General features: G+C 71.5%; 19 protein-coding genes and 3 pseudogenes. 7 read left to right on the forward strand and 15 right to left on the reverse strand.

What is annotated here, in order from left to right:
- Positions 1–139: 139 nt before the first annotated feature.
- The 5 genes and pseudogenes from ACZ7N4_RS28145 to ACZ7N4_RS28165 all read right to left on the reverse strand — a co-directional run.
- Positions 140–244, reverse strand: a pseudogene (locus tag ACZ7N4_RS28145) (NADP-dependent oxidoreductase); the annotation flags it as partial.
- A gap of 207 nt (positions 245–451) precedes the next feature.
- On the reverse strand, positions 452–652 hold the full coding sequence (locus tag ACZ7N4_RS28150; protein ID WP_471363039.1) for a cold-shock protein: 201 nt from the start codon (positions 650–652) through the stop codon (positions 452–454).
- A gap of 732 nt (positions 653–1384) precedes the next feature.
- Positions 1385–1780: a DUF2267 domain-containing protein gene (locus ACZ7N4_RS28155; protein WP_471363042.1), complete on the reverse strand. Its 396-nt coding sequence runs from the start codon at positions 1778–1780 to the stop codon at positions 1385–1387.
- Between the two features lie 249 nt (positions 1781–2029).
- On the reverse strand, positions 2030–3925 hold the full coding sequence (gene dnaK / locus ACZ7N4_RS28160) for a molecular chaperone DnaK (protein WP_471363045.1): 1896 nt from the start codon (positions 3923–3925) through the stop codon (positions 2030–2032).
- A gap of 30 nt (positions 3926–3955) precedes the next feature.
- Entirely contained in the window at positions 3956–4339 is a 384-nt protein-coding gene (locus ACZ7N4_RS28165) for a J domain-containing protein (protein ID WP_471363048.1), read from the reverse strand.
- Between the two features lie 371 nt (positions 4340–4710).
- Here ACZ7N4_RS28165 and ACZ7N4_RS28170 point away from each other — a divergent pair, with 371 nt between their 5' ends.
- Entirely contained in the window at positions 4711–5613 is a 903-nt protein-coding gene (locus ACZ7N4_RS28170; RefSeq protein WP_471363051.1) for a hypothetical protein, read from the forward strand.
- Between the two features lie 31 nt (positions 5614–5644).
- Here the strand turns inward: ACZ7N4_RS28170 and ACZ7N4_RS28175 are convergent, their stop codons facing one another.
- The 4 genes and pseudogenes from ACZ7N4_RS28175 to ACZ7N4_RS28190 all read right to left on the reverse strand — a co-directional run bounded on the left by ACZ7N4_RS28175 (position 5645) and on the right by ACZ7N4_RS28190 (position 7261).
- Complete coding sequence (locus ACZ7N4_RS28175; protein WP_471363054.1) at positions 5645–6019, reverse strand: hypothetical protein; 375 nt, start codon at positions 6017–6019, stop codon at positions 5645–5647.
- Between the two features lie 50 nt (positions 6020–6069).
- Positions 6070–6183 (reverse strand): annotated as a pseudogene (locus tag ACZ7N4_RS28180) (4-hydroxy-2-oxovalerate aldolase); the annotation flags it as partial.
- Positions 6184–6332: 149 nt separating this feature from the next.
- Entirely contained in the window at positions 6333–6875 is a 543-nt protein-coding gene (locus ACZ7N4_RS28185) for a DUF1707 SHOCT-like domain-containing protein (protein WP_471363056.1), read from the reverse strand.
- A gap of 104 nt (positions 6876–6979) precedes the next feature.
- The gene (locus ACZ7N4_RS28190) at positions 6980–7261 is read right to left on the reverse strand and encodes an alpha-amylase (RefSeq protein WP_471363059.1); all 282 of its coding nucleotides are present in this window, start codon (positions 7259–7261) and stop codon (positions 6980–6982) included.
- Between the two features lie 472 nt (positions 7262–7733).
- Between ACZ7N4_RS28190 and ACZ7N4_RS28195 the strand changes: the two genes are divergently transcribed.
- Positions 7734–7886: a hypothetical protein gene (locus ACZ7N4_RS28195; RefSeq protein ID WP_471363061.1), complete on the forward strand. Its 153-nt coding sequence runs from the start codon at positions 7734–7736 to the stop codon at positions 7884–7886.
- Between the two features lie 141 nt (positions 7887–8027).
- Here the strand turns inward: ACZ7N4_RS28195 and ACZ7N4_RS28200 are convergent, their stop codons facing one another.
- On the reverse strand, positions 8028–8963 hold the full coding sequence (locus ACZ7N4_RS28200) for a LysR family transcriptional regulator (RefSeq protein WP_471363064.1): 936 nt from the start codon (positions 8961–8963) through the stop codon (positions 8028–8030).
- A gap of 133 nt (positions 8964–9096) precedes the next feature.
- Between ACZ7N4_RS28200 and ACZ7N4_RS28205 the strand changes: the two genes are divergently transcribed.
- Complete coding sequence (locus ACZ7N4_RS28205; protein WP_471363067.1) at positions 9097–10365, forward strand: MFS transporter; 1269 nt, start codon at positions 9097–9099, stop codon at positions 10363–10365.
- A gap of 72 nt (positions 10366–10437) precedes the next feature.
- Here the strand turns inward: ACZ7N4_RS28205 and ACZ7N4_RS28210 are convergent, their stop codons facing one another.
- Entirely contained in the window at positions 10438–11139 is a 702-nt protein-coding gene (locus ACZ7N4_RS28210; protein ID WP_471363070.1) for a hypothetical protein, read from the reverse strand.
- 127 nt (positions 11140–11266) lie between these two features.
- Here ACZ7N4_RS28210 and ACZ7N4_RS28215 point away from each other — a divergent pair, with 127 nt between their 5' ends.
- Together ACZ7N4_RS28215 and ACZ7N4_RS28220 are read left to right on the forward strand one after the other, a co-directional pair.
- Positions 11267–12310, forward strand: coding sequence for a vWA domain-containing protein (locus ACZ7N4_RS28215; RefSeq protein WP_471363073.1), 1044 nt, complete (start codon positions 11267–11269; stop codon positions 12308–12310).
- Positions 12311–12506: 196 nt separating this feature from the next.
- Positions 12507–13130 carry a DinB family protein gene (locus ACZ7N4_RS28220; protein WP_471363075.1) on the forward strand — a complete coding sequence of 208 codons (624 nt, stop codon included), beginning with the start codon at positions 12507–12509 and terminating at the stop codon, positions 13128–13130.
- 12 nt (positions 13131–13142) lie between these two features.
- Here the strand turns inward: ACZ7N4_RS28220 and ACZ7N4_RS28225 are convergent, their stop codons facing one another.
- From ACZ7N4_RS28225 to ACZ7N4_RS28235, 3 genes and pseudogenes are all read right to left on the reverse strand, one after another.
- Positions 13143–14102: a RimK family alpha-L-glutamate ligase gene (locus ACZ7N4_RS28225; protein WP_471363078.1), complete on the reverse strand. Its 960-nt coding sequence runs from the start codon at positions 14100–14102 to the stop codon at positions 13143–13145.
- A gap of 220 nt (positions 14103–14322) precedes the next feature.
- Positions 14323–15066, reverse strand: coding sequence for a class I SAM-dependent methyltransferase (locus ACZ7N4_RS28230; RefSeq protein ID WP_471363081.1), 744 nt, complete (start codon positions 15064–15066; stop codon positions 14323–14325).
- A 197-nt stretch (positions 15067–15263) separates the two neighbouring features.
- Positions 15264–16115, reverse strand: a pseudogene (locus tag ACZ7N4_RS28235) (GNAT family N-acetyltransferase); the annotation flags it as partial.
- A 211-nt stretch (positions 16116–16326) separates the two neighbouring features.
- Between ACZ7N4_RS28235 and ACZ7N4_RS28240 the strand changes: the two are divergent.
- Together ACZ7N4_RS28240 and ACZ7N4_RS28245 are read left to right on the forward strand one after the other, a co-directional pair.
- On the forward strand, positions 16327–17229 hold the full coding sequence (locus ACZ7N4_RS28240) for an EamA family transporter (protein ID WP_471363300.1): 903 nt from the start codon (positions 16327–16329) through the stop codon (positions 17227–17229).
- A gap of 7 nt (positions 17230–17236) precedes the next feature.
- Positions 17237–17812, forward strand: a complete 576-nt coding sequence (locus tag ACZ7N4_RS28245; RefSeq protein WP_471363084.1) for a hypothetical protein — start codon at positions 17237–17239, stop codon at positions 17810–17812.
- Positions 17813–17956: 144 nt separating this feature from the next.
- Here the strand turns inward: ACZ7N4_RS28245 and ACZ7N4_RS28250 are convergent, their stop codons facing one another.
- The gene (locus ACZ7N4_RS28250) at positions 17957–20707 is read right to left on the reverse strand and encodes an alkaline phosphatase family protein (protein WP_471363086.1); all 2751 of its coding nucleotides are present in this window, start codon (positions 20705–20707) and stop codon (positions 17957–17959) included.
- Positions 20708–20791 lie beyond the last annotated feature (84 nt).

The raw sequence follows: 20791 nt of genomic DNA on the forward strand, positions 1-20791 counted from the left end.
CCGGCAACAGCCTGCGTGCCGCTGCCGGCGGGCGCCAGCGCAGCGCCTCCGAACGGGCCGAGGCCGTACCCGGGGCTCGCCCGCCTGGTGTCCGGCGTCGGGCCGGCCCCGACGGAACGCGGTCCCTCCCACGCCACTCGTGGTCGAGGCCGCGTGGGCGCGGGGCGAAGTGGCGGGCCGGTGCGGTGACGTACTCGGCGTACGCGCCTGCCGGGTACGGGAAGCGTGGCATGCCGGCAAAGGCGCCGGTGAGCCAGGCGGCCGAGGAGCGTCGCATCGCACGGTGACGGGCGTAATGGGATGGTCCACGCACCGACACAGGCGGTGCCCGGCCAGGACGGCGGCCGACCCGGCGGTCGGCGGCGGCACGTGCACACACCGAGGGCCGGCGCCTTGCGGCACCGGCCCTCGGATTCAGCACAGGTGTGCGGCAGGTCTCGCCCGCCGGACCTCAGATGGCGCGGACGCTCGCGGCCTGCGGGCCCTTGGGGCCCTGGACGACCTCGAACTCCACGTGCTGGTTCTCCTCCAGGCTACGGAAGCCGTTGCCCTCGATCTCGGAGTAGTGCACGAAGAGGTCCGGTCCGCCGGCCTGGGCGATGAAGCCGAAGCCCTTTTCGGCGTTGAACCACTTGACGGTTCCCTGAGTCATTTCTTGCTCCTTGCAGGGGCTGGGTGCGGGACCCACACCGTGTGGTGTCCCGGGCCGGCCTGGACGCGACTTCTCCAGTTCCCTGAAGGAAGGCGGCGCCCGCGACATCGTTCTTCGCGAGCGTGCGGTGAAACACAGACACAAAAACTACGACCGCCATGTACAACCGACCCTCTGCCGGATTCATTCCCGCCCGTGGAGATCCTTCCCGGAGTCCCCCGTTCAACCCCGGCGACTTCGCATGCCCCAAGCTCCCCTCACTCCATTTCCGCAGGTCAGCGGCGTGATGGACGTCACGTCACCGAGATGCCCCAGACCGTCGCTGTGTCCCCGGGTAGAGGTCCCGGAGCCTCGGATGCCGGTGGGCGGGCGGCCGGCCCCGGGGAGGGCCCGTTCCCGGAACGGAGATCGCCGACCGCCGGTCACGTTGACACGGACGTGACCACTCCCATGGCACAGCTGGTCAGCAGTGCCCGCAACCGACCGGAGAGGGGCGCTCCCCCGCCGACCGGCCGGAGCGAGCTGTGAACCGGTGGCACAGGTGGATGCCGTCTGGTGGTTCTCACCGTGGCGCTGCGCGTCGTCGTTCTCGCTGTGCCTCCCGGGAGTGAGGGAAGCCGGTCGTAGGGAGCACGGGAGCGCTCCCTCGCAGCCGGCTGCCTCGGAGTCGTACTCACCTCCTGAGCCACCGCGACCAGAAGGGTGGGGCCCCGTCCGTCGTCCGACGCTCGATCAGTCCTGCTGTGGGTGTCCGAAGAGCAGGTCGTAGCCCGGCGGGAGTTGGATCAGGATGCGGTTCATCAGGTCCTCGTCCGCGATGTCGGCCACGACGCTGAGCACGGCGCTGACGTCCCAGGTGGCGGTCTTCTCCGTGGCGCCCTCGATCCAGGCCGCGGTGGCCCGGATGAACCGCTCGGGCGGCAGCGGTTCGTGGGCCTGGAGCGGGTTGAGCAGGACGAGCCCGAGCGTTTCGGGGAGCCGGGCGGCCAGCTCGGCGCGTACGTCGCCGACCAGGTGAGCGCCCAGCAGGGCCAGGACGACCCGGGCGGCGCGTTCCGCCTCGTCCCGCGAAGGGTAGTCACCGCGGTCCCGGACCGCGTCGATCAAGGCCTCCCAGTGCATTCGCATGATGTCCTCCCCAGTGGCCGGCCACCACGGCTCTCCGACGGTGCCGGGGGCCGTGGTGGCGTGAAGTGGCATCCGTGACGAGTCCCTGCGCCGACGCCCTCACCACGCTTGCGGTTCCGGGACGGACAGGCCGCCCCGGGACCGGTCGCCGCCGGGCGTGTCGGACGTGCCGGACGGGAGCGGTCCGCGCCTCCACCGGGCGCCGCAGGTGAGCCGGTTCGGTGTTCTGCGTCCCACGCCCAGTCATCGTCAGCCTGCGTCCGGCTTGTCGTCGTCGACGATCTCGGCGTCCACCACGTCGTCGTCCCTGCCGGATCCCGCCCCCTCGCCGCCCTGCCCGGCCTGGCCCGTCTGCCCGGACCGCCCCGTCTGCCCGGCCTGCTGGGCCTGTTCGGTCCGCGACTGCTCGTACATCGCCGTGCCGATCTTCTGCGCGGCCTGAGCGGCACGGTCCAGCGCCTGCCGGATCGCCGTCGTGTCCTCCGACTTCAGCCGCTCCTTCAGCTCGGCCAGCGCCGACTCCGTCTCGCTCCGGGCATCGGCCGGTATCCGGTCCGTGTTCTCCCGGATCAGCTTCTCGGTGGAGTACACCAACTGCTCGGCCTGATTCCGGGTCTCCGCCGCCTCCCGCCTCCGCCGGTCCTCCTCCGCGTGCTGCTCCGCCTCCCGCACCATGCGGTCGATGTCGTCCCGGGGCAGCGCCGAACCGCCGGTCACCGTCATCTTCTGCTCCCGGCCCGTGCCCAGGTCCTTCGCCGAGACGTGCATGATCCCGTTGGCGTCGATGTCGAAGGCCACCTCGATCTGCGGCACCCCCCGCGGCGCCGGCGCGATACCCGTCAGCTCGAACATCCCCAGCTTCTTGTTGTACGAGGCGATCTCCCGCTCCCCCTGGTACACCTGGATCGTCACCGACGGCTGGCTGTCCTCCGCCGTGGTGAAGATCTCCGAACGCCGGGTCGGGATCGTGGTGTTCCGCTCGATCAACCGGGTCATCACCCCGCCCTTGGTCTCGATCCCCAAGGACAACGGCGTGACGTCCAGCAGCAGCACGTCCTTGACCTCCCCCTTGAGCACCCCCGCCTGCAGGCTCGCCCCCACCGCCACGACCTCGTCCGGGTTCACCCCCTTGTGCGGCTCCTTGCCGGTCAGCTCCCGCACCAGCCCCGACACCGCCGGCATCCGGGTGGACCCGCCCACCAGCACCACATGGTCGATGTCGGACACCTTCACCCCGGCGTCCCTGACCGCGTTGTGGAACGGCGCCTTGCACCGCTCCAGCAGATCCGCCGTCAGCTGCTCGAACTGGGCCCGCGTCAGCTTCTCGTCCAGGTGCAGCGGGCCCTCGGCGGACGCCGTGATGTACGGCAGGTTCACCGACGTCTCCGACGACGACGACAACTCGATCTTCGCCCGCTCCGCCGCCTCCCGCAGCCGCTGCACCGCCATCTTGTCCCGCGACAGATCCACCCCGTACCCGTTCTTGAACCGCTGCACCAGGTGGTCCACCACCCGCTGGTCCCAGTCGTCCCCTCCCAGGCGCGTGTCACCGTTGGTCGCCTTCACCTCGATGACGCCCTCACCCATCTCCAGCAACGACACATCGAACGTGCCCCCGCCCAGGTCGAACACCAGGACCGTCTGCTCGCTCTCCCTGTCCAGCCCGTACGCCAGCGCGGCCGCCGTCGGCTCGTTGATGATCCGCAGCACGTTCAGCCCGGCGATCTCACCCGCCTCCTTCGTCGCCTGCCGCTGCGCGTCGTCGAAGTACGCGGGCACCGTGATCACCGCGTCCGTGACGTCCTCACCCAGGTACGCCTCCGCGTCCCGCTTGAGCTTCTGCAACACCCGCGCCGACACTTCCTGCGCCGTGTACCGCCGGCCGTCGACGTCCCCCTGGTCCGGGAACCGCCACCCGTGGTCGCCCATGTGCCGCTTCACCGACCGCGCGGTCCGCTCCACGTTCGTCACGGCCTGCCGCTTGGCCACCTCGCCGACCAGCACCTCACCGTTCTTCGCGAACGCCACCACCGACGGCGTCGTACGAGCGCCCTCCGTGTTCGTGATGACCGTCGGCTCCCCGCCCTCCAGGACCGCCACCACCGAGTTCGTCGTACCCAGGTCGATACCCACCGGACGCGCCATCGCCCTGCTCCCTCTCGCCCATGCTCTGCGTCACGTCTGTGCTGCCCGCCGGGGTGCCCGCTCCCACCGGACGGGACCGGCGCGCAGCGGAGGCTCGGGGCGGGCGGTCCCGGGCACCACGACGTACCGTCGCGCGGGCCTGACCGGACCCGCGAGGTCCGTGCCGCCGTCGCGGGCCCGCTCGGCCGTCCGCTCGCACGCCTGGTCGTAGGCGGCGCGCCGGACCGGATCGCGCAGCGTCTCGTACGCCGCCCGTACCTCGCGGAAGCGTTCGGCGGTGGCCGCGTCGACGCGGGTGTCGGGGCGCAGTTCCCACACGCGGGCGCGGAAGCCGGAGGTGATCGCCCCGGCCGTCGCGGAGGGCTGCACCCCCAGCAGTGCGTACAGGTCCGTTCCCCGCTCCGGCACCTGCATCCCGGGCCACCTCCTCGCCTGCTGCGAGCTGTGTTTTCACCCGTTGTCCGCCTCTAGTCATGAAGTAGGACGTGAGCCCGCCCTTGTCAAGATTCGGGTGTGCGTCTCCGGGCGGGTGGAGGCGGCGGGTCCTCACCCGGACGGCCGAGCCGCCGGTGGACGCTGCCGTGCGGGTGACACCGCGGTGACAACGCCGGTGACAGCGCGGAGCGGGCCTGGATCCCGCGCCGTCACGGGCCCTGGGCGGGCAGGCTCCGGTGCCGTCACGACCCCTGGGCGGGCAGGCTCCCGGCGGGTGATCTTGGGGCGGGCCCCGCAGGATGATCCCGGCTGAACGCCGCCCGATCTCCGCACACGCAGGGAGCACCCCCATGGCGATGACACAGACCTTGATACCGGCGCTTGAGGATGCCCACCAGGCCCATGCCGCGGCACGCGACCGGCTGCGGGCGGACGCGGCCCTCGCGCCGCCCGGCCCCCACCGGCAGATGCTGGAGCACGAGGCCGACGACCTCCAGGACCGTGCACGCCGCATCGAACGCCATGTCCGCGGGCTGCGTCCCCGCGGACTGCTGGGCGGCGCCGCGGACGTGGCGCGGTTCGCCGCCCGCACCACCTGGAAGACGGCCACGCTCCCGCTGACCGTCGGGCAGAAGGCCGTGACCGGGGTGGTGCGCGGCCGAGGGCCGGCCGACGAGCGGCAGGTGCTGAGGAACATCGAGGACGAGTACGCCGTCGCGGCCCGGGCCCTGGCCAGCACCCGGGCCGGAGAGGTCCTCGCCGACCAGGTCCAGGACCGCACCAGCCGCGACCTGCTGCGGGACGTGTGCCGCGAGGACCAGGAGCTGCTCGCCCTGCTGGAGGACAGCCTCACCCGGCAGGCCCGGACCGTGGCCGCCGCCGGCGACGGCCTCCGGGTGGAGGAGAGGGCGCAGGGCGGCCTCGTCGACACGGCCACCCGCCCGCTGCGGGCCGTCGTCCACCGGCTGCGTCGGCCGGCCTGGCCCGGGCAGCGTCTCGACGCCGGGGCGGAGCCGGCGGTGGACCAGCCCGAGGTGAGTGCCGCGGCCGAGCAGATCCAGGGAGCGGTCAGCAGCGAGGAAAGCCTGCCCATCGTCGGCTTCAGCCAGCTCGGCGTCGAGGAGATCGAGCGGCGCCTGCCCGCGCTGTCCGAATCCGACCTGCACGTCCTCGACGGGTACGAGCGCACGCACGCCCGCCGGAAGGCCGTCCTGGAGGCCATCGAGCGGCTCAGCTCCAGCCGGGCGGGCTGACCGCCGGGCGCCTGGGTCGCCGGGTCGCGCGTCAGGTGTCACGAGCAGTGGCGTGCCGCAGCGCGGCCGCGAGTCCGTGCGGGTCGGGGACGGACAGTGCGAGGCGCGTGTACGGGCTCCGCGGGTGAGGGAGGTCCACCACCAGGGCCGGCTCCCCCGCCACCAGCGCGACGAGGTCCCTGCCCCCGGCGTGCACCAGCTCTCCGGCGCACCACCGTCCTGCGCGGAAGCGGTAGTGCCGGCCCGGTGCGCCGAGCCGCAGTGCCCGCCACCACGACGGCTCGACCCGCACCTCCGACACGGCTTCCAGCGGCGCCCTCACCACGCGTCGCCGTGCGGCCACGGCCATGCGCCACGGCAGGCGGACCAGCAGCCGGCCACCGTCGACCCGAGCCCGTACCCGCACCGCGACCACCTCCCTGGTCCAGCCTCCCACCGCCAGGGAACCCCGCCTGCTCAGCCGGCGTCACGCGCCGCGGCCGGGTCCAGGGCGATGTCGGTGATCATGTCCTCCTGGCCGCCGACCATCCCGCGCCGGCCGGCCTCGGCGAGGATGCCGCGGGCGTCCAGCCGAGCGGTGCCGTCCAGGCGCGGGCCGGCGTCTCGCCCGGCGGCTCTCACCGGCGGGTGTCCGGGTCAGCACCGCATGGCACCTTGCTGCGACCTCGGTACGGGCGCAGGCGGCGGCTGCTGGTGGTGGTCCTGGCGCGGGAGCCGTCTCAACGCCGCGCGTGGCGGATCTTCAACCGTCCGAATCCCATGGTCCCGGAGATCCGGATCCTCGGCCCCACGGGATGGGAGCGTCGCGGGGGTGAGTAACGCGTGTCCTTCCAGGCGGTGTGCAGACCGTCGAGGTCGACGACCGCGTCACGAGGCACCGTGATCCTGGCTCTGCCGGTGCCGAGTTGCAGCTCGATGTCGACCACCGGATGCTCGATGACCGCCCGGGACAGGTCCAGGCGCACCCGCCCGAACGCGGACGCGACCGTGAGGGTCCGAGGCACCCGCCACGCGCCGCGCCGCTTGATTCGTCCGCCGGCGGCGGCGATGACGGACGTGCTGCCCGCGTTCTCCGCCGGGAGCGAGACCAGGGCCGGCGCAAGGTCGCCGTGCGTCCGGGCGGTGAGTACCCGGTGGAGGCGCTCGTCCATCTCCTCGTGGGAGATGTGCCCTTCGGCGTACGCGTCCTGCACACGCTGTACGGCCGTGTCGCGGTCGTCCTCGCTGAACTGGGGTGGCGGGTCTTCCGGCAGAGACGTCACCGTCTCAGCCTAGTGCCCTGCCGGCGATACGAACGTGCTTATCGGACACGGGAGTTGGGGGTCCGAGACCTACCGTCGTGTCCCCCGTCGCGTCCACCGTCGTGTCACCCGGAGGCCTCGCAGAGGGCGAGGCGGTCGGCGTGCCCGTGCCGGCCGAAGTACCCCTCGCCGACCGTGCGGGACGCACCGGGCGGCAGTGCGTAGCACAGGCCGGTGGCACCGTCCTGGTAGACGACCATCACCCCGACCGTGTCCGAGCAGTTGCTGGCGGCACTGGTGTACCGCCAGCTCTCGTACAGGGTGACGCAGGAGGGGGCGGCTGGGGCCGGATCGGGGTTCCCGGACGCCGCGGAGGCAGGCTCCGCGAAGGCGAACGGGAGGATCAAAGAGATGACGGTCCCAGCCGTCCGTACAGACCATTTCATCCAATTCTGCACTGACTTGACTCCCTGAATCTCGGACAGAAAACGTATGAGCGAGCGAAGATACGGGCCAGAGCAGCCCTTCATGCGTTCAGGTGTCGAAGGAATCAGGAGTCGGGTTCGGACGCAACGCGCCTGCGCCTGCCTTCGGACAGGGCGGTGGTTGCACGAGGCGCACGGCTGTTGCCCTGCGGCGCGGCCGTTGGGGCCGTGTCCGCGGCCCCTTCGGCTCTTCAACCATTTCAGCGCGGTGCGGCGCCCTCGCTCCGTTTCTCCAGGCAGCGTGTCCCGGCGCCGGTCAAGGCTCCGGGGCCTCCGCAAGCGGCGCGGCTCCGCCGCGGTCCGCCCTCGACCGAAAGAGGCTGGACCGCCGGTCACCGGGTAGGTGGATTCCGTGGGTCCCGACGAGAGCGGGCCCCCTGGTGAAAGGAGCGTCATGTCAGGAGTTCTGCAACGGCTCAAGCAGTACGCGCGGAGCCCGCAGGGGCAGCGCACGATCGAACAGGTACGCCGTACCGCGGCCGACCCGCGCCGCCGGGCCCAGGCCCAGCGACTCTTCGACAAGCTGCGCACCCGCCGGTCCGCTTAGGGCCCGTGCCCCGCGGGAGGGCGAGGGCCCACCACCTCGTCCACCGGCTGTCCCCGGTTCTCCTGGACGGTGTTCGGCGTGCTCCCCGCATTGGGCAGCGCCGGCGAGTTCAGGAACGGGGCGCCGGCGGACGAGACGCGCTCAGTGCGGGAGCACCCAGCCCGGCGTCCACGTTCCGGCGGCGTCGTGGGCGGACGTGGTGGTGGCGAGGTGGGTACGGAGGGCGGCCAGCGCCGGGTGGGGGTTGTCGCGGTGCCAGAGCAGCGAGTGCGGGTAGACGGGCGTGGGGTCGGTGACCGGGATGCGGCGCAGACCGTGGCCGGCGGGCCAGACGAGGCGGGTGTGCTCGCCCATGAAGGTGGCCAGGGCCGGGGTGTCGGCGACGGTGTCGAGGAGCGCGTCCGAGCCGAAGTTCGGGCCGGTCGCCTCGATGGTGAGACCGAACTCGGCCACAAGATCGTCGTAGTACGCGGCCCACTCGGTGCCGGGGACGATGCCGGGCATCCAGATCCGGTGCCCCGCGAGCTGGGCCAGGGACACCGACCGGGCACCCGCGAGGACGTGGCCGGGGCCGGTGAGGAGCTGGAGCGGTTCGTCGAGCACCCGGACGGACTCGACGTCCTCGGGAAGGGGCCGGCCGGGCGCGGCGACGGCGCGGAAGGACGCGTCGATCGCCCCTGAGCGGATGGCGGCGACGGCCGTCTCGACGTCGAACAGCATCAGCACGTCGAGGTCGATCTCGGGGTGCGCCTGGTGGAAGCCGCGCATGAGGCCCGACGGTGCGACGCGCGAGGCGATCACGTCGACGCGCAGCGGGCGACGGCCGGTGCGCACGGACGCGACGGCGCGCTCGGCGACGCGGAGCAGCTCGCGGGCGTGGGGCAGGAACGCCTGCCCGTCGATGGTGAGCCGGGCGCCGCGCCCGGTGCGGGTGAACAGCCGTACGCCCAGGTCGCGCTCCAGCGCGGCGATGCGCTTGGAGACGGCCTGCTGGGTGACCGCCAGCTCGGCGGCGGCCTCCTGGAACTGCCCCGCGTCGGCGGCGGCGACGAAGGTCCTGACGGTGTCGAGGTCCACGTCGACAGCTTACGTGTACAACCAATGGTTGTGCCGGGCGGCCATGTGGTTGTTTACTCCCAGGCGGTGGCGCTCGCTTTGATGCTCCCGATCGCTGATCGGTTGTGCGGATGTGGGGCGAAGGGGGTCGGGCATGCGGAGCCGGCAGGGGCTGGGACGACTGCTCGGGCACCGGCTGGGGCGGCCGTTCGGGTGGCTGTGGGCGGCGTACGGAACCAGCGCGCTCGGCACGTGGCTCGCCTTCGGCTCGTTCCCGCTGATCGCCATCCGGGTGCTGCACGCCGGGCCGGCCGAGGTCGCCGCGCTCTCCTCCGTGGGGGCGGCGGTGGGCGCGGCCGTGGCGGTGCCGCTCGGCCCGTGGGTGGAGTTCCGCCGCAAGCGGCCGGTGCTCATCGCGACGGACCTGGTGCGGTGCGTGGCCCTGCTGACGGTCCCCGCCGCGTTCGCGCTCGGTGTGCTCACCTTCGTCCAGCTCCTGCTGGTCTCGGTCGTCGTCGCGGCGGCCGACATCACCTTCCGCGCCGCGTCCGGCGCGTACCTGAAGACGCTTCTGCCGGCCGACGGCCTGCTCGTCGCCAACGCCCGGTTCGAGTCCACGGCCTGGACCACCACGATCGTCGGCCCCCCGCTGGGCGGCGCGGCGATCGGGCTCCTCGGTCCGGTGGCGACGGTGCTGGCCGACGCGGTCAGCTACCTGCTCTCGGCCCTGGGCATCCGCGCGATGGGGGGCCGCGAGCCGGGGCCCGAGCGCCGCGAGGGGGCGCGCGTGCGGGCCCGGGACCTGCTCGACGGCTGGCGGTACATCCTCGCCGACGCTGCGCTGCGTCCGCTGTTCCTCAACACCGCCCTGTTCAACGGCCTGGTGATGGCCGCCCAGCCGCTGCTGGCCGTCCTGATGCTCGGCCGGCTCGGCTTCGCACCGTGGCAGTACGGCCTCGCCTTCGCCGCGCCCTCGATCGGCGGGCTGCTCGGTTCCCGACTGGCCCGACCGCTCGTCACCCGGTTCGGGCAGCACCGGGTCCTGGTCGCGTCCGGGGTGCTGCGCGCGGTCTGGCCCGTCGGCCTGGCCTTCCTGGGGCCGGGCACAGGAGGACTGCTGCTGGTGATCGGCGTGGAACTGGGGCTCATCTTCTGCTGCGGGGTCTTCAACCCCGTCTACACCACCTACCGCCTTCAGCGCACCGCCACCGACCGGGTCGCCCGCACCCTGTCCGCCTGGGCGGTGACGACCAAGGCCACGACCGCGCTGCTGACGGCCGTCTGGGGCGTGCTGGGCGGTCTGCTGGGCCCGCGTACGGCCATCGGCCTGGCCGGCGTACTCCTGCTGGCGACCCCGCTGCTGCTCCCCCGCCGCGCGGCCACGCCCCTCCCCGAGCCGGCCCCGGCACCGAGCCACCCCTGACGACGGTGCACGCCGGTCACCGCCCGGCGGAACCCCCGGCGACACGGCTGTCCCGCACGCAGCTCGAATCGGTCATCCGGGAGTCAGGCAGGCCTCGAGCGCAGCTCGCTGCCGTTCGGGCAGGTGGTCTCCCAAGGGTGTCTTGCGCGGGCTGTGCTCACCGTCGCAGATCCAGCTGCGCTCGTCCGCGTCGAACCACCAGTCCTGGGCCCCCCACACGGGGTGTCCCTGGAGCAACCGCTCGGCCAACGGCTCGCTCGCCCGGGGAGCGCCCTGGGCGACCAGGGCCCGGGTCACGGCTGCCACAGCCTCTTCCGGGACCGCGGCGTCGCCGAGGACCGGCAGGAGGAGAAGCAGCCGGACATGCGGGTCGGTGATCCCGACGGCGTCTGCCGGTGCCCGCGACAGTGCGGCGAGTTCGGGCCAGCACAGCCCGGGCCCGATACGGTCCTGATCGTCGCCGGCCAGGACGAGGTCCTGGTTCCAGTCGGGATGCGTGAGGAAGTAGTCCGTGGTGGTGAACTCCTCGCCGCTGTTGTAGTGCACGACGATGGTGAAGCCGCCGGTCAGAGGCACCGTGAACAGGGGCCACGCCGACGGGTCGCGCAGCCTGTCCAGCGCGGCGCCCGCGTCACCCGCGTCCGAACCGAACGCCTCCGGCGGGAAGCCCTCGGACAGGTCCGCCAAGTGCGCGGGCCAGAAGCCCGGCTCGTCCAGGAGCGGGTGCCCGTCCACGACGGGCGACGAGGAGTACCAGTGCCGTGCCATCACCATGCCGCGATTCTCCTCCGCCTGGCCAAGAACGTTCAAAGGCCCCGGCCTCCCGTGGCCGCGACCAAGATCGATTGTCAGTGGTGGGTGAGAGGGTGGAAGCACCGAGTCGGAAAGAGGGGGACCCGTCATGTCCGGTAACCAGAACTACATCAATCACGTCGCCCTTGTGCTGGACGCCAGTTCGTCCATGTCGCACTTGAGCCGCAAGGTCGTCGAGGTCGCCGACCAGCAGATCGCGTATCTTGCCCGCCGCTCCCGGGAGCTGGACCAGGAAACCCGCGTCACGGTGTACGTCTTCGCGGACCAGGTGGAGTGCGTCATCTACGACAAGGACGTCCTGCGGATGCCGTCGCTGAGGCAGCTGTACCAGGTGGGCGGGATGACGGCACTGCTGGCGGCCGCGCTGAAGTCACAGCGCGAGCTGGCGCAGACGGCTCAACTGTACGGAGACCACAGCTTCCTGACGTTCGTGCTCACCGACGGCCAGGAGAACGCAAGTCATCGCTGCCCGGACGCCCCCAGCCGGGATCCGCTCGAACTCGTCGGGGCCGTGGCCGAGATGATCGAGACGCAGGAGGACAACTGGACACTGGCCGTCCTCGTGCCGGACCAGGTGGGCAAGCGCGAGGCCATGCAGTGCGGTTTCCCGAAGGACAACATCGCCATCTGGGACGCCACGAGCACACACGGTCTGGAGGAGGCCGGGCAGGTCATCCAGCAGGCCACCGAGAAGTTCATGGTGGGCCGCGCCCAGGGCATCCGGGGATCGCGGACGGTGTTCTCCATGGGCGCGGAAGCGGTCAACCGGGACACCATCAAGGCAGCCGGCCTCACCCCGGCGAACCCGTCGGAGTACCGGCTGATCCCGGTGACCCGTGACGCCGGGATCCGGGAATGGGTCGTCGAGAGCGGACACGCGTACCGCACCGGTGGTGCGTTCTACCAGCTGAGCAAGTCGGAGAAGATCCAGGCGCGCAAGCGGATAGCGGTCCTGGAGAAGAAGACGGACCGGGTGTACACGGGCCCCGAGGCGCGGGCCCTGCTCGGCCTGCCGGACGTCGAGGTCCGCGTCAAGCCGGACCACAACGACGACTTCACGATCTTCGTACAGAGCACCAGCGTGAACCGGAAGCTCGTGCCGAACACGCGGCTGCTGCTCATGCTCGCCTGAGAACACCGAGTCACGGCGCGGGCCGCCCGTCAGCAACCAGCGCGGTGTCTGCCCCTCGTTCACCTCGGTGCCGTCCGCCGCAGAGGCGAACGCCGTCGGGAAGGTCCCGCTCGCACGCGCGGTCCCTTCCCGACGAGGGCGGCGGTGCCGGTCGCAGGTCGAGCCACGTCGGCAGCGCATGACAGGCTCGTGCTCCGTGATCGATGATTTCGCGAAGGAGTACCTGCACAACGACCTGCGAGAGATTCGGCAGGCGATGCTCCCGAAGCTCGACGGGCTCTGCGAGTACGACATCCGCCGCCCTCTGACCACGACGGGGACCAACCTCCTCGGCTTGGTCAAGCACCTGTCGATGTGGGAGTCGAGGTACTTCGGAGAGGTCTTCGACCGACCGTTTCCCGAGCCCCTGCCACGGTGGGACGACGCCGTGGAGCCCGGGGCCGACATGTGGGCGACCGAGAGCGAAACACGGGAGGAGATCATCGACCGTTACCGTCGTGTATGGGTGCACTCGGACGCGACGATCAGTGTTCTGGCCGTTGGCTCCCCCGGCTATGTTCCCTGGTGGCCCCGCCCCCGGGTGAAGCTGTTCAACGTCCTGGTCCACATGCTCACCGAAACGAGCCGGCACGCCGGACATGCCGACATCCTGCGCGAGCAGCTAGACAACTCGACGGGGATGACGCCGAATTCCACGGGCCAGCCGTACGACGCGGCCTTCTGGGAGGCCCGTCGCGCGAAAATCGAGCGAGTTGCCGAGGCAGCCGCCGGAGTGACCCAGCCTGCTGGTTCGGTCCACGTGCGGAACGATGGCCCGTGAGGTGCACGGTCGTCAGGACAGCCGGTGACTCGGCGGGTCTGGGTTGGTCAGGTGGTGGTTGATCAGGGATGTGATCGCCGGGGCGACCGCGGTCATCTCCGGGCGCCAGCCGGGGACGGCGTTCACCTCGCAGATGGTGTGGGTGTCCGGGGAGGTGAAGAGCAAGTCGACCCCGGCGATGTGCAGGCCCAGGGCGTGGGCCGCTCGTACGGCCAGGTCTTCCGCTTGGGGGTGGCGGCCCGTGCACACGGTGGCGGTGCCGCCGTTGGCGATGTTCGCGGCGAGTGTGCGGCCGTGGGAGATGTGCAGGACGGCGGCGATCGCTTCGCCGCCGACGACGATGACCCGCAGGGTACGGCCGTGCGAGGGGGCGATGTGTTCCTGGAAGAGGAACGGTGTTTCCCGGGCCAGGCTGCCGGCCACCTCGCGCAGGAGGCGGGTATCGGGGGCCAGGAAGACCTGGGCGCCCTTCGCGCCGTTGACGCTCTTCACCACGCACGGGGCGGTGACGTGGGGGCTGCGGACGACACCTGCCAGAGGGGCGGTGGCGTACGAGAGGGTGTCGGGGACCGGCAGTCCGGCCAGGGCGAGTTCCTGTAACTGCCAGATCTTGTTGCGGGACTTCAGCTGGGAGTCCAAGGGGTTGACGAGTGTGCTGCCCATGCGTTCCAGGTGGCGCAGCAGGGTGACCTCGCGGTCCTGGTCCATGGGTCCTGCGACCTGACGCACGCACACCACCCTGGGTGCCGGCACGTCCGTTCCGCCCAGGGTGTGGAGGGTCAGCCGGCCGTCGCGGACGCCGAAGACGAGTTCGTCGGTGTGCCACAGAGCGAAGCGGGGGCCGTGGGCGGCGGCCAGCGCCGCTGCGAGTTCCCGGGTGGAGCGGCGGAGTACGGACGGGTGCTGTCGTACCAGCAGCCATACGTCGGCGGCGGCAGGGGTGTCCCGCTGGGCGGAGTGCTGGTCGGTCACGGTGGCTCCTTGCCCCTGTTCGTCACTCGTCGCCCGCTCGGGCACCGGCGCGGTCAGTCTCGCAGTGTCACCGACCGCGTCCCGGTGTTTTCGCAGATCCTGACGCGCCGGTGGCGGTGTCGGGGGGCGGGCGCTGGGGGGTCGCCCTCTCCCCCGCCCCCCTTCAGACCGTGCGACGGCAGCCGCGTACGGAGCCGCTCACGTCACTCCCCCCGGCCGGTCAGGCGCGGCAGCGCAGCATCTCCAGCGGGGGGTAGTCGATGAGGTCCGCCCAGAAGTCCTCGCCGAACTCGCGGATGCCGGCCTCGGACACCTGCAGCGGCACCCACTCCACCGCGCTGAACCCGGCGGCGCCCAGACAGTCCTCGTAGACCTCGCGGCGCGGGGCCGAGGAGACGATGGTGATCGGCTGCGGGTCGATGAGAGCGGTGACCCGTACCCGCGTTCCCGTCTCGATCTCCTCGCCGGCCGGCTCACAGAGGAACCCGTACTTGTCCAGGGACGGGTTGTCGAACCGGTAGTCGGGGTTCTGGGAGAGCACGAAGAACTCCCCGCCCGGCACGAGGTTCCGGTGGATGTTGCGGCACATCCGCTTCATCGTCGCGATGTCCTCGGCGTAGTTGAGGCACTGCACTCCGAGCGCGATGTCGAAGCGCTGCCCGAGAGGCCGCAGTTCGGCCACGTCACCGACCTCGTAGCGCACCCCCAGCGGGTCACGCTGTTCGATCTCCCGCGCGGCGGCGACCATCTCGATGGAGATGTCGACGCCGAGGACGTCCGTGGCGCCGCGCCGCTTGAACTCCCTGCTGTAGAAACCGGTGCCGCACGCCAGGTCGAGAACGGACTTGCCGCTCACGTCCCCGACCAGGCCCAGGAAGCTCGGTACCTCGCCGTAACGCGTCAGCGGGAGGCCCTTGAAGCCCTCGAACGCCTCGCCGATCCCGTCGTACTGCTGCACGCTCACGTGCGCCCCCTCATGTGTTCCGGTTCTGTACGCGGCTACGCCGGCCCTCCGTACCCGGAGGCTCGCCGGGGCCGCGCTCGTGGCAGAGAGTCTTCCTCCGCGCGGTCTGCTCGCCGTACTGGCAGATGACACGAAGTAGGGGGCCGGCGGAACCTCCGATCACCCAACTCCGGCGCGCTGGTCAGGCGTCCCGGGCGCCGGTCCCGGCTTTCGGGGCCTTGCCGGAAACCGGCCGACCTGTAGGTGGCGACCGCGCCGGCGCGGGCGCTCGGGGTGCAGACGGTCGCGCTCGACGAGCCCAGCTCCCGGAGTGCGGCCGCGGCGGCGACGGTGATCGCCTTGCCGTAGCCGTGACCTCAGTGTTCCCGGTGCACGCCCATCGGTTCGAGCAGCCCTGGCCGCCCGGGACCGGCCGACCAGACCGTCACCGCGGCCACCGCGCGCCAATGGTCGTCGTAGGCGACCAGGCAGCGCGCGTCGGCGTAGGGCAGCCCGGCCGCCATCGTGTGCCAGCGCTCTTCGGTGAACGAGGAGTTGTCGAACGACGCCCGGTGCACGGCGGTCCGCACGTGCGCCCGCTCCGGTCCGGTCACCTCGATCCGCACTCCGGGGTCCTCCACCGGCTCCGTGAGGTCGCGGCGCAGTGGCGTCCACGGCTCGTCCGGGTGCCAGCCGTGTCCGGCCAGCAGGTCGCGGACCAGTGCGCCGGCCGGCGCCTCCACGTACACCGGTCCCTCCGGCAGCACGCCGTGCCCCGGCTCGCCGAGGTCCCGGGCCAGCTGCCGCGCCAGTTCCTCGTCGCGCCGGGCGTCCGGCGCGGTCGTCAGCCGCAGCAGACCGGGACCGTCCAGCAGGCCGACGGCGAGGATCCGTCCGGCCCGGCTCCAGGTCCGGACCGCCGCGGCCGTCGCCTGCGCACCGAACCGCCAGAACCAGCCCAGGTCGCCCGGATGGAGTTGCATCGGCGCTCCGTCGTACTGCCACTCCCGCAGCACGGCCACAGCCTCGTACAACCCGTCGACGCCCGGCCTGCCCAGCACAATCGCCACAGCCCCCGATCAGACACCATCCGGTTGGTCCGCCACCAGTGGGGAGGGCTCGCGGCCCGGGGGCCGGGCCGACGCGGCGGGAGGCGTGCTGCCGCGGCGGTTCGGTCGTGTGCACCATCCACCCACCGTGCGGAGCCGGAGGACGGGGTGGGGCTCGGGAAAACCATGTGACGCGCGGCGGCGGAGCCCGGACAATCCACGCGTGGCCACCATGAACCTCGACGGGACAGAGCGCGGCCCGTCCCCGCGCCCCTCGCTGCCCGCGACGGTAGGAGGTGCTCTCGGCTCGGTCCCGCCGACGACACTGGTCCTGCTCGGCATCGTCAGCGTTCAGGTGGGTTCCGCTCTGGCCAAGCACCTGTTCAAGGCGGTGGGCAGTTTCGGGACGGTCTCGTTGCGGCTGTTCTTCGCGGCGGCGGTGCTGATGCTGCTGTGGCGGCCGTCGCTGCGCACGAGTCGTCGTACGTGGACCGTGGTGCTCGGCTACGGCGTGACACTCGGGCTGATGAACCTGTGCTTCTACCTCGCGCTGGCCCGTATTCCGCTGGGTGTCGCGGTGACCATCGAGTTCCTCGGGCCGCTGGCGGTGGCCCTGGCCGGGTCGAGGCGCCCGCTGGACGTGCTGTGGACCGGGCTCGCGGCAGGCGGTGTGGTACTGCTGATGGAGGGACGCGGTGACCTGGACCTCGTCGGTCTCCTGTTCGCGGTCGCCGCGGGGACGTTCTGGGGCCTGTACATCCTGGTGGGCGCGGCGTTGGGCCGCCGCACCGCGGAGGGCGACGGTCTGGCTCTGGGGATGGCCGTCGCGGCACTGGTGGTTGTGCCCTTCGGCGTGTCCTACAGCGGGACGGCGCTGGCGCAGCCGTGGGTCCTGGTCGCGGGGCTCGGCGTGGCACTGCTGTCTTCCGTCGTCCCGTACTCGCTGGATCTGGAAGCACTGCGCAGGATCCCCCCGCGGGTGTTCGGCATCCTGATGAGCCTCGAACCGGCGATGGCGGCCCTGATCGGCCTGGTCGTGCTGCGGGAGTCGCTGCACTGGTCGCAGTGGATCGCGGTGCTGTGCGTGGTGGCGGCATCGGCGGGTGCCGCCCGCGGGGCCCGGGAAGACGTCTGACCGCGGCGTGGTGCTCGCCGCGTCCCGCCTTGGCTTCCTCGCGGACACCTTCTACCTGCCGCGCCAGACGTCCACCGCGCACCCCGAGACCGGTGCCCCCGCCTACGGCCACGACCTGACGCCGGTCTACGGCAATCCCGACCGGCTGTGGGTTTCCGGCAACGGCGGCCTCGTGCAGTTCTCCAAGAGCGGCGGCGCCGTCTGCTACGACACCAGCGTCTCCCAGTCCTGGCCGGTGAACGCGTTCGTGGAGACCCTGCGGAACGAGAAGGGTGCGGTCGACACGGCGAAGGACGGCACCAGGCACTGGTGCAACGACTATCCGCACGCCCAGCAGATCAACACGCGGAAGTTCGTCAAGAGCATCGGCAACGACCCGGTGACCGGCAAGGTGGCCACCACCTGCGCGGACGAGTGCCCCATGGCGAACACCCACATCGATCCCACGACCGGTCAGGTCGTCAGGGACTACCACACCGCCGTCATCGAGATCATCCAGCCGAACGGCAGCCGCGGCGCGTACCAGTGGTCGGACAACAGCAAGCACTACCGGGCCACCTGGGCGGTCCCGTCCTACCAGTGACGCCGGCTCGGCGACGCTCCTTGTGAAGCCGAGGTGGGACAAGGGGGCCGGCGCGACCCGGAGTCGCGCCGGCCCTCCCGCCGTTCAGCACGGCCGGCACCGACATCAGCCGGGGTCGGCGGGCTCGGCCGGGAACGCTCGGCGTCAGCCGTCGGACTCCGGCGACGGGAGGTAGGCGCCGGGCACGTCGTTCGGAGCGTGGATCTTCTTCTCACCGGGGTACGGCCGTGTCCAGTTGTGCGTCTGGTACCAGGTGAGGTGGTTCATCTGGGCCGGGTTGGCGTAGTCGGGGACGGCGTGCGGGCCGGTCAGGTGCTGCTTCGACTTCCAGGTGTCCCACTCGGCGGCGAGGGACCTCTTGTCCGCCGGCACCTTCGCCGACGGCACGGCCGCCGCCTTGGGGTCCTGCGCGGCCGGGGTGTCCACACCGCAGGACGGCGGGGTCTTCAGACCGTCGGTCAGCGAGGTCCGGTTGGGCAGTGCGGTGAACGGCGTGTAGTCCGGGTGCCGGGTGAACGCCTGCCGCATGGGGGTGGCCGCGCTGTCCTTCTGGTTCATCGGGTGGATCCCGAGGATCTGCTCGATGGTGCGGATCATCGTGATCTGGGTGTAGTAGTGGCTGTCGACGGGGCCGTGCCGGGCCCAGGGGCTGATGATCTGGACCGGGGCGCGGTGGCCGTCGACGTGGTCGAGGCCGGCCTGGGAGTCGTCCTCCACGACGAAGATCGCCGAGTCCTTCCAGTACGCGCTGTGCGAGATCGTGTCGATGATCCTGCCGGTGGCGAGGTCGTTGTCGGCGACCTGGGCGGCCGGGCTCGCCGGGCCACCGGTGTGGTCGCTGGAGAGCCAGAACATGTTCAGGTTCGCCGGGCCGTTCCTCTCGAAGTCCTGCTTCCAGATCTGGTACCGGTAGACGTCCGGGACGCTGGTGTCGAACTTCGGGAAGCCGGGCACCGACACGCTGTTGAGGGACGGGATCGGCGACGACGAGTTCAGGGGGTAGGCGGTGGGCCGCCCGGTGGCGTCCATGTCCTTCGCGTCGCAGTACAGGTTCTGCCAGCTCGCCCCGGCGGGCTTGGTCAGGAACTGCTGGAACTCGCCGAAGTCCCGCACGCTCCTGCCGGCGGCCTGCGCGCCCGTCCACAGGAACCCGGTCTTCTGGTGGCCGAGGGCGTCGTCCTCGGTGTCGTAGCTGCGCGCGTACTCGCCGGCCGAGGACTCGGTGTACTCGGGATTGTCGGCCTGCATCAGCCAGTTGTGGCCCTCGGCGGAGTTGGTGCCGATGTCGTAGGTGTTGTCGTAGAGCCCGAACTGCTCGGCCAGGGCGTGCTGGTTCGGTGTCACGTTCTCGCCGAACTGGGTCAGCGACGGGTCGCCGTCACCCTTCGCGAGGTCCCCGAAGACCTGGTCGTAGGTGCGGTTCTCCTTCACGATGAGGAAGACGTGCTTGATGGTCGACGGGTCGCCGATCCGTGTGGGGACCGGCCGGGGCCTGGCATGGCCACGGCCCTTGGCCGGCTGGACCGAGCCGGCGCTCCAGCCGTTCTGCCGGAAGACCTTGGCGGTCTGGGAGCGGATGACACCGTCGCGGGGCAGGGTGAACCGGGTGAGGCTGGACGTCGTGTCATGGGTGCCGTGGCCCGCGCTGCCGGGGCGGCGCGCGTCGATGCCGCGGGTGTGGGAGACGACGACCTTCCGGCCGACGGAGGCGATCTCGGCGGGGAAGTAGTCGGTCGGCAGGAGACCGACGTAGCCGACCGGCTCCTGCGGGGAGGTGTAGCGGTAGACGGCGACGGCGTTGGCGCGGCCGAGTGTGACCAGCAGGCGGCCGTCGTCGGTGAGGGTCACCGCGGTCGGCTCGTAGCCGACCGAAGCCTCGGGCCAGGGCTGGGTGGAGATGGTCTGGACGACCTTGTCCTTGGCGGTGTCGATGACCGACACGTTGTTGTCGGCGGTGTTGGTGACGAACACCGCTCCGTGCTTCGCGTACAGCGCGGTCGGGTGCAGGCCGACGTCGATGGTGCCGACGGCGGCGGAGGGGTCGGCCAGGTCGATGACGCTGACCGTGCCGGTGGTGGTGGCGCCGGTCCGCGGGTCGGCGGGTACCTGGGTGCCGTAGGAGTTGAGGGTGGCGTCGCCGGACTTCGCGGGCCGTCCGCCCTCGTTGCCGACGTACAGCTTGTCGCCGACGCGGACCATGCCGCGCGGGGCGTTGCCCACCGCCCAGCTCCGCCTGACGGCCCCGGTGGCCGCGTCGAGGGCGACCACCCGGTTCTGTCCGTTGACGGCGGCGTACACGGTGGAGCCGTCGGCGGAGAACACCGCGGCGGCGACCAGGGCGTGCCTGCTGCCGTCGGCCGGGATCCTGACGGTCACCGGGTCGGTGAGGGTGCCGTCCGGGGTGACCGTGAACCTGGTGTAGCCGTCGGTCTGGCCCAGCCACAGCTGCTTGCCGTCGGGTGAGTACGCGGGGCCTTCCTGGCCGACGGCGCCGCTGCCGATGCGCAGGTCGTCGGCGGCGTTGGCGCCGACGCGCTGCTTGATCCGCCCGGTCGCGAGGTCCACGACGACCAGCGCGGCGTCGCCGTCGGCGACCGAGGCGGCGAGGTGGCTGCCGTCCGGGCTGACCGTCGAGGACATGATCTTGCCGTCGTCGATGACGAGACGGTCGCCGTACGGGGCGATGTACTGGTCGGCGGAGACGACCCGGCCCCGGTCGGTGACCTGGCCGACCTGGTCGGTGCCGAACGGATGCGTCGAGGCGACGGCGGTGCCGGTGGCCAGGGCGGCCGTGGTGATGCAGGCCGTGACCAGCGCTGCCCGGCGGCTGACGCGTCTGCCCAGCAGGTCGTAGTGCCCCTTCTCGGTCTGCCGGCGGCGGCGCGCTATCTGCATGTGGTGATCCCTTCGGGAACTTCGGGAACTTCGGGAACTGCGGGGCTGCGGGGCTGCGGGGATTGGAGCTGAGTCTTCGGGGTC

It is taken from the genome of Streptomyces sp. NPDC107654 (assembly GCF_055639035.1).